The organism is Nonomuraea sp. NPDC050540 (genome assembly GCF_044457485.1).
GTDB lineage: Bacteria > Actinomycetota > Actinomycetes > Streptosporangiales > Streptosporangiaceae > Nonomuraea.
Map to the genome: position 1 here is coordinate 1,391,321 of NZ_JBITHA010000001.1, position 7,773 is coordinate 1,399,093.

7 protein-coding genes are annotated in these 7,773 nt (G+C 70.1%); 6 read left to right on the forward strand and 1 reads right to left on the reverse strand.

Annotation, left to right across the window (positions count from 1 at the left end; genetic code table 11):
• Positions 1-10 precede the first annotated feature (10 nt).
• Positions 11-2,149 carry an elongation factor G-like protein EF-G2 gene (locus ACIBI5_RS06380; RefSeq protein ID WP_397243747.1) on the reverse strand — a complete coding sequence of 713 codons (2,139 nt, stop codon included), beginning with the start codon at positions 2,147-2,149 and terminating at the stop codon, positions 11-13.
• 167 nt (positions 2,150-2,316) lie between these two features.
• Here ACIBI5_RS06380 and pgsA point away from each other — a divergent pair, with 167 nt between their 5' ends.
• From pgsA to pdxS, 6 genes are all read left to right on the forward strand, one after another.
• Positions 2,317-2,913 (forward strand): phosphatidylinositol phosphate synthase, encoded by a 597-nt coding sequence (gene pgsA, locus ACIBI5_RS06385; protein WP_397243749.1) that lies wholly within the window; start codon positions 2,317-2,319, stop codon positions 2,911-2,913.
• Positions 2,910-3,818, forward strand: coding sequence for a phosphatidylinositol mannoside acyltransferase (locus ACIBI5_RS06390; protein ID WP_397243751.1), 909 nt, complete (start codon positions 2,910-2,912; stop codon positions 3,816-3,818). The genes pgsA and ACIBI5_RS06390 overlap by 4 nt, the downstream gene beginning before the upstream one ends.
• Entirely contained in the window at positions 3,815-4,921 is a 1,107-nt protein-coding gene (locus tag ACIBI5_RS06395; protein WP_397243753.1) for a glycosyltransferase family 4 protein, read from the forward strand. Before ACIBI5_RS06390 ends, ACIBI5_RS06395 begins: the two co-directional genes overlap by 4 nt.
• On the forward strand, positions 4,918-5,460 hold the full coding sequence (locus ACIBI5_RS06400; RefSeq protein WP_397243755.1) for a hypothetical protein: 543 nt from the start codon (positions 4,918-4,920) through the stop codon (positions 5,458-5,460). The genes ACIBI5_RS06395 and ACIBI5_RS06400 overlap by 4 nt, the downstream gene beginning before the upstream one ends.
• Before the next feature lie 64 nt (positions 5,461-5,524).
• Positions 5,525-6,538, forward strand: a complete 1,014-nt coding sequence (locus ACIBI5_RS06405; RefSeq protein WP_397243757.1) for a DUF3048 domain-containing protein — start codon at positions 5,525-5,527, stop codon at positions 6,536-6,538.
• Positions 6,539-6,741: 203 nt separating this feature from the next.
• Positions 6,742-7,650 carry a pyridoxal 5'-phosphate synthase lyase subunit PdxS gene (gene pdxS / locus ACIBI5_RS06410; protein ID WP_379622503.1) on the forward strand — a complete coding sequence of 303 codons (909 nt, stop codon included), beginning with the start codon at positions 6,742-6,744 and terminating at the stop codon, positions 7,648-7,650.
• The last annotated feature ends 123 nt before the right edge of the window (positions 7,651-7,773 follow it).

Genomic DNA, 7,773 nt, shown 5'->3' on the forward strand with positions numbered 1-7,773 from the left:
ACACCGAGCCTCACTCGGCGGCGGCCAGTTTGCCCGCCAGGTGCGACGGCAGCGGCTCGTAGCGCAGGAAGGTGCGCGTGAACATGCCGGTGCCGTGCGACATCGACCGCAGGTCGATGGCGTAGCGGACGAGCTCCAGTTCGGGGACCTCCGCCTTGACCAGGGTGCGGCCGGTGCCCACGGGTTCGGTGCCGAGCACCCTGCCGCGCCGCGACGACAGATCGGACATGACGGAACCGACGTAGTCGTCGGCCACCAGGACCGCGAGCTCGTCGACGGGTTCGAGCAGGAGGGTCGGCACCTTCGTCGCGGCTTCCTTGAGCGCCAGCTGCCCGGCGATCTGGAAGGCCATGTCGGAGGAGTCGACCGAGTGCGCCTTGCCGTCGTAGAGGGTGACGCGGACGTCGACCATCGGGTATCCGGCCACGACGCCCCGCTCCATCTGGGCCCGCACGCCCTTTTCGACGGAGGGGATGAACTGCCGGGGCACCACGCCGCCCACGATCTTGTCCACGAACTCGAAACCCCCGCCGGAAGGCAGGGGCTCGACCTGGAGATGGCAGATGGCGTACTGGCCGTGGCCGCCGGTCTGCTTGACGTTGCGGCCCATGGCCTTGCACTGGCCGCCGAAGGTCTCGCGCAGGGGCACGCGTAGCTCTATCCGTTCGACCTCGACGCCGTGCCGTTTGGCCAGGCGGTCGAGCAGCACGTCGGTGTGGGCCTCTCCCATGCACCACAGGACGAGCTGGCGGGTCTCGGCGTTGTTCTCCAGTCTCAGCGTCGGGTCCTCGGCGACCAGGCGGCCCAGGGCCTGCGAGAGCTTGTCCTCGTCGGCTTTGGACCTGGCCTGGATGGCGACGGGCAGGAGCGGGTCGGGCATCGTCCAGGACGTCATGAGCAGGGGGTTGTCGACCTCGGAGAGCGTGTCCCCGGTCTCGGCGCGCGACAGCTTGGCGACCGCGACGATGTCGCCGGCCACGCCCTTGGCCACGCCGCGCTGCTGCTTGCCCAGCGGCGAGGTGAGCGTGCCGATGCGCTCGTCGACGTCGTGGTCCTCGTGTCCGCGGTCGGCCAGGCCGTGGCCGGAGACGTGGACGGTCATGTCCGGGCGCAGGGTGCCGGAGAAGACGCGGACGAGGCTGATGCGGCCCACGTAGGGGTCGGAGGTGGTCTTGACCACCTCGGCCACGAGCGGGCCGTCGGCGTCACAGGAGATGCCCTTGACCGGTTTGCCGTCGAGGGTGGTGATCTCGGGCATCGGGTGCTCGGCCGGCGCGGGGAAGCCCTGGGTGATGATCTCCAGGAGCTCGATCGCGCCGACGCCGGTCCCCGAGCACAGGACCGGGTAGAAGCTGCCGCGGGCGACCGCCTTCTCCAGGTCCTCGATGAGGACCTTGGTGTCGATCGGCTCGCCTTCGAGGTAGCGCTCCATGAGCGACTCGTCTTCGCTCTCCTGGATGATGCCCTCGATGAGCGAGTCCCGGTGCTCGGCGATCTGCGCCTGGTACTCCGGGCCCGGTTCCTTCTCCGAGCGGTTGCCGGTGGCGTAGTTGAAGAACTTCTGCGACAGCAGCCCGATGAGTCCGTTGACGTGCCCGTTGGTGATGACGGGCAGGTAGAGGGGGGCCACGCCGTCGCCGAAGACGTCCTGGCAGGTGGCCAGGACCTCGTCGAAGTCGGCCCGCTGATGGTCGATCTTGGTGATGACCACCGCTCTCGGCATCCCGACCTGGGAGCACTCCTCCCAGAGCATCTGCGTCAGGCCGTCGACGCCCTCGGCGGCCGAGACCACGAACAGGGCGGCGTCGGCGGCGCGCAGCCCGGCGCGCAGGTCCCCGACGAAGTCGGCGTACCCGGGGGTGTCCAGAAGGTTGATCTTGATGTCGTTGTAGACCAGGGGCGCCAGTGCGAGGTTCACCGAACGCTGCTGGCGTACCTCGACCTCGTCGAAGTCGGTGACCGTGTTGCCGTCCTCGACCCGGCCGGTGCGCTGGATGGTGCCCGTCGCCGCCAGCAAGTGCTCGACCAGGGTCGTCTTGCCCGCTCCTGAATGGCCGACCAGCACGACATTGCGTATGGCGTCCGCACTGTCGGCCGTGGGTGCCCTGCCCGCGGCTCCCGCATGGCCGCCGGGATTCTTTTCTGCCACATCGCCTCCCGCGTCGTTGGGTGGGGGTTCCAACGCCGCGCCCGCGCGGAAGGGTTCAGAAACCGCATGGACGCGGTGTGTTCACCAAATACCCCTGTGGCGAATATCACAAGGGGGGTGAGGCAAAGAAAGTCCAGCGGGCTCTTATGGCCTACGATCGGAGCGCGATGCTGAAACTCCTGCGCCCGGCCATGACCCGGATCCTCACCCCGCTGGGCAGGGCCCTTGTCCGCCGCGGGATCGGCCCTGACGCCGTCACCGCGATCGGCACGCTCGGCACCGTGGTGTCGGCCCTGTTCTTCTTCCCGATGGGCATGCTCACCGCGGGCGCCCTGGTCATCACCGTGTTCGTGCTGTTCGATCTGCTCGACGGCGTGGTGGCGCGCCTGGGCGGCAGCGGCGGCACGACGTGGGGTGCTTTCCTCGACTCCACGCTCGACCGGGTGGCCGACGCGGCCATTTTCGGTGGTTTGACCCTCTATTTCGCGATTGAGGGCAATATCACCATGGTGGCGGTCACGTTGTTCAACGTGGTCGCCGGCGTGCTGGTGTCCTATGCCAAGGCGCGGGCCGAGGGGCTCGGCATCGAGTGCGACGTCGGCCTGGCGGAGCGGCCGGAGCGGCTGGTCGTCGGGCTGGTGGCGGCGTGCTTCTGGTTCGTTCCTCACGTGCTGGCGATCGGCATGTGGGTGCTGGCCGTGGCCAGCGCGATCACCGTGGTGCAGCGGGTCGTGCACGTCTACCGACAGTCGGGGGTGTCATGAGCGAGAAGACGTCCGTCGCCGACCGGGCGGTGGCCGCCGGGTTCGCCGCGGGGTGGACGCTGGGGCCGTACCTGCCGCACAGGCCGACGGCGGCGGTCTTCCGCTTCATGGCCGACCGGGTGTGGCGCGGGCGCGGCAAGTCGGTACGCCGCCTGGAGTCGAACCTGAGCCGGGTCACCGGCCTGCCGGTCGGCAGCGCGGAACTGGGCGAGCTCACCCGCCGGGGCATGCGCTCCTATTTCCGCTACTTCCACGAGATCTTCCGGCTGCCGTCGATGGACCGTGCCGAGGTGGTCAGGCGTACCCACGTGACCGGCGCCGAGCACGTCCACGACAACGTGGCCGCCGGGCGCGGCGTGGTGCTCGCGCTGCCGCACATGGGCAACTGGGACCAGGCGGGCGCGTGGCTGGTCGGGGTCGGGCATCCGTTCACGACCGTGGCCGAGCGACTCAAGCCCGAGTCGCTGTTCCGCCGTTACGTGGCCTTCCGCGAAGGTCTCGGCATGGAGGTGCTGCCGCTCACGGGCGGCGACGGCCACAACTTCGGGACCCTGGCGACGCGGGTACGGCGGGGCGGGGTCGTCTGCCTGCCCGCCGAGCGCGACCTGACCAAGAGCGGCGTCGAGGTGCGCTTCTTCGGGGCCACCACGAAGGTGCCCGCCGGGCCGCCGCTGCTGGCCGTGCAGACCGGATGCGCCCTGCTGCCCGCCATCGTCTACTTCGACGGCGACGACTGGGGGATCGACATCCACCCCGAGGTGCCGGTGCCCGGTGAGGGCACCCGCCAGGAGAAGGTCGCGGCGGTCGCGCAGGGGCTGGCGGACGTGTTCGAGAAGGGGATCGCGCAGCACCCGGAGGACTGGCACATGCTGCAGCGACTGTGGCTGGAGGACCTGACGCGATGAGAATCGGCATTGTCTGCCCCTATTCGTGGGACATGCCGGGTGGCGTCAAGCAGCACATCGACGACCTGGCGCAGGCGCTGATCGCGCAGGACCACGAGGTGTCGGTGATCGCTCCGGCCGCCGACGACGACGAGCTGCCGCCGTACGTGACCGGGGCGGGCCGGGCGATTCCGGTGCCGTACAACGGGTCGGTGGCGCGGATGTCGTTCGGGTTCATCTCGGCGGCGCGGGTGCGCAGGTGGGTGCGTGACGGCGGGTTCGACGTGCTGCACATCCACGAGCCGCTGATCCCGAGCCTCGGGGTGCTGGCCTGCTGGGCGGCCAAGGGGCCGATCGTGGCCACGTTCCACGCCTCCTTCACCCGCTCGCGGGCGATCGCGGTGGCCGAGCCGCTGCTGCGCAGCGCGCTGGAGAAGCTCCACGGGCGCATCGCGGTCTCCGACGCGGCGCGCAAGAGCCTGGTGGAGCAGTTCGGCGGTGACACGGTGCTGATTCCCAACGGGGTGACGGTCGCGCGCTACACCGAGGCGGAGCCGCTGGACGGCTGGGGCCCCGACGGCTCGACGATCGGCTTCCTCGGGCGGGTGGACGAGGAGCGCAAGGGCCTGCCGATCCTGATGGAGGCGCTGAAGTCGATCCCGGACGCCAAGCTGCTCATCGCCGGGCCCGGCGAGGTGAAGGTGCCCAAGGAACTGCGTGACCGGGTGACCGTGCTGGGCATGGTGAGCGAGGCGGACAAGATCCGCGCGTACCACTCGGTGGACGTCTTCTGCGCGCCGAACACGCGCGGGGAGAGCTTCGGCATCGTGCTGGCCGAGGCGATGGCCTCGGGGGCGACCGTGCTGGCCAGCGACATCCCGGCCTTCCGCCGGGTGCTGGGCGAGGGGCAGGCGGGCGCGCTGTTCAGGAACGGCGACCCCGCCTCGCTGGCCGAGGAGGCGCGGGCGCTGCTGGAGGCGCCGGAACGCCGGGCCAAGCTGGCGGCCGAGGCGCTGGTGGCGGTGCGCAAGTACGACTGGTCGACGGTGGCACGGGACGTGGTGCGGGTGTACGAGACGGTGACGGCGGGCGGCGCCGGCCGGGTGGAGGAGGACGCGTCGTGACCTCCACGGTGATCATCCTGGTCGTGGGCATCGTCGTGGTGCTCACGGCCGTCTACATCTCCTGGCGGGCCGGGCGGCTCGACCGCCTGCACATCCGGCTGGAGCTGGCGGGGCAGGCGCTCGACGCGGCGCTGCTGCAGCGCCGCTCGGCGGTGCTGCTGCTGGCCGGTTCGCGCATCCTCGATCCGGCGACTTCGCTCATGCTGGCCACCGCGGCCCAGGAGGCCAGGATCGCCGGTCCCGAGGAGCGGGAGCGGGCCGAGAGCGACCTGTCGCGCACGATCCGCGCGGTGGTGGACCAGGACCGCTTCAGGGAGAAGCTGGCCGAGGCGCCGGGCGGCGCGGACCTGCTGGAAGAGCTCGACGCGGTGGTGACGAAGGTGGTCTACTCGCGCCGCTTCCACAACAACGCGGTCGGTGTCACGCGTACGGCGCAGCAGCGCTGGCTGGCCAAGACCCTGCGCCTCGCGGGTCACACCGATTTTCCCAGATTTTTCGAGATTGATGATGATCCGCCGAAGAGTATGGCAACTGAATGACCGAATTTGTTCATCGCCGGTAAGCTTCGTCCGTTCTAGGAGCTAAAGGCGGAGGAGTGGACAGGTGCGGCTACCGCGGATGATCACCGTGACGCTGGCGGGAACGGCGGTCTTGCTGCCGGTCGCGGCGTGCTCGTCGGAAAAGCCCGCCCCTCCCGCGGCGCCGCAGGCCGCCACGGCCGCCCCCAGTGAGACGCCGGACGCCGGTCCCGGTCATCCGTTCACCGGGCTGCCGGACGAGGCGCGCAAGCCCGTACTGGCGGTGAAGATCGAGAACACCGCGGCCGGAAAGCCGCAGATGGGCCTGAAGAGCGCGGACATCGTCTACGTCGAGCAGGTCGAGGCGGGGCTGACCCGGCTCATGGCCATCTTCTCCTCGAAGATCCCGGCCAAGGTGGGCCCCGTGCGCAGCGCCCGCATCTCCGACCTGCACATCGCGCCGCAGTTCGGCAAGCCCGCCTTCGCCTACTCCGGCGCGCAGACCAAGATGCTGCCGCTGATCGCCCAGGCGTCCCTGTTCGACGTCGGCGACACCAGGAACGGCGGCGCCTACTTCCGCCAGCCGGGCCGCTTCGCCCCCTACAACCTGTTCGCCAACACCAAGAAGCTGCTGTCGGCCGCGCCCAAGGCGTCCAAGGCCAAGGACATCGGCTTCACCTTCGGCGACGCCCCCGCCGAGGGCGGCGTGGACAAGAAGTCGTGGACGGTGCGCTGGCCGGCGGCGCGCTTCACCTTCAACTGGTCCGATGCCAAGAAGCAGTGGATGATCTGGCAGGACGGCAAGAAGGACATGGCGGCCGAGGGCGGGCAGCTGAGCGCGCCGACCATCGTGATCCAGTACACCAAGACGGTCCGGTCGCAGTTCCACGACAAGAACCAGAGCTACACGCCGCTCGTGCACAGCACCGGCAAGGGCTCGGCGATCGTGCTGCGGGACGGCAAGGCGTACAAGGCCAAGTGGGAGCGGGAATCGGAGGAGTCGGGCACGACGTTCACCACTGCGGAGGGTGAGCCGATGAACTTCGCGCCGGGTCAGGTGTGGATCGCGCTGGCCAGCCGCAAGCCCGTTACTCCCTGACCGCCCGCCGACGTTTGGGCGGGCCGTACAAAAGAGCGGACAAATCCTGACATGGTGGCATGTCGGGGGAGGGGCGCTCCAGGACCTACGATGGGCTTGATAGCTTACCGTTCGCCCAGGCGGGTGCGCCGGGGCGCAACCCGTCCGAGAGCCCGCATGTGTTCGCGCAGGCGGACCAGCCGAGAGAGCCCGTGAGGAAGACCGTGTCCAGCAGCACGCCAGAAACCACTGCCGTCACCGGAACCGCCCGCGTCAAGCGCGGCATGGCCGAGATGCTCAAGGGCGGCGTCATCATGGACGTCGTCACCCCGGAGCAGGCGAAGATCGCTGAGGACGCCGGCGCCGTCGCCGTGATGGCCCTCGAGCGCGTGCCCGCCGACATCCGCGCCCAGGGCGGCGTCTCCCGGATGAGCGACCCCGACATGATCGAGGGCATCATCAGCGCCGTCTCGATCCCCGTGATGGCCAAGGCCCGCATCGGCCACTTCGTGGAGGCGCAGCTCCTCCAGGCGCTCGGCGTGGACTACGTCGACGAGTCGGAGGTCCTGACCCCGGCCGACTACGCCAACCACATCGACAAGTTCCGCTTCACGGTGCCCTTCGTCTGCGGCGCCACCAACCTCGGCGAGGCCATGCGCCGCATCACCGAGGGCGCGGCCATGATCCGTTCCAAGGGCGAGGCCGGCACCGGCGACGTCTCCAACGCCGTCACCCACATGCGCACCATCCGGGGCGAGCTCAAGCGGCTGACCACGCTGCCCGAGGACGAGCTGTACGTGGCGGCCAAGGAACTGCAGGCCCCGTACGAGCTCGTCGCCGAGGTCGCCAAGACCGGCAAGCTCCCCGTCGTGCTGTTCACCGCGGGCGGCATCGCGACCCCGGCCGACGCGGCCATGATGATGCAGCTCGGCGCCGAGGGCGTCTTCGTGGGCTCGGGCATCTTCAAGTCCGGCGACCCGGCCAAGCGCGCCGCCGCCATCGTCAAGGCCACCACCTTCTTCGACGACCCCGACGTCGTGGCCAAGGTCTCGCGCGGGCTGGGCGAGGCCATGGTCGGCATCAACGTCGACGAGATCCCGCAGCCGCACCGCCTGGCCGAGCGCGGCTGGTAGAGCGTTGCCGTGGCCCCGCCCCCCGCGGGGGGGGGGGGCCCCCCGGGCCAACGAGGTCTGGCGCGCGCACAGGGGGGTGGCCCCCCCCCCGGGCCCCCCCCCGCCGGAGGGCACCCGGGTGCC

Bases quoted from the DNA above. Each gene is read 5' to 3' on its own strand.
- pgsA (WP_397243749.1), top strand. From the start codon at position 2,317: ATGCTGAAACTCCTGCGCCCGGCCATGACCCGGATCCTCACCCCGCTG.
- ACIBI5_RS06390 (WP_397243751.1), top strand. From the start codon at position 2,910: ATGAGCGAGAAGACGTCCGTCGCCGACCGGGCGGTGGCCGCCGGGTTC.
- ACIBI5_RS06395 (WP_397243753.1), top strand. From the start codon at position 3,815: ATGAGAATCGGCATTGTCTGCCCCTATTCGTGGGACATGCCGGGTGGC.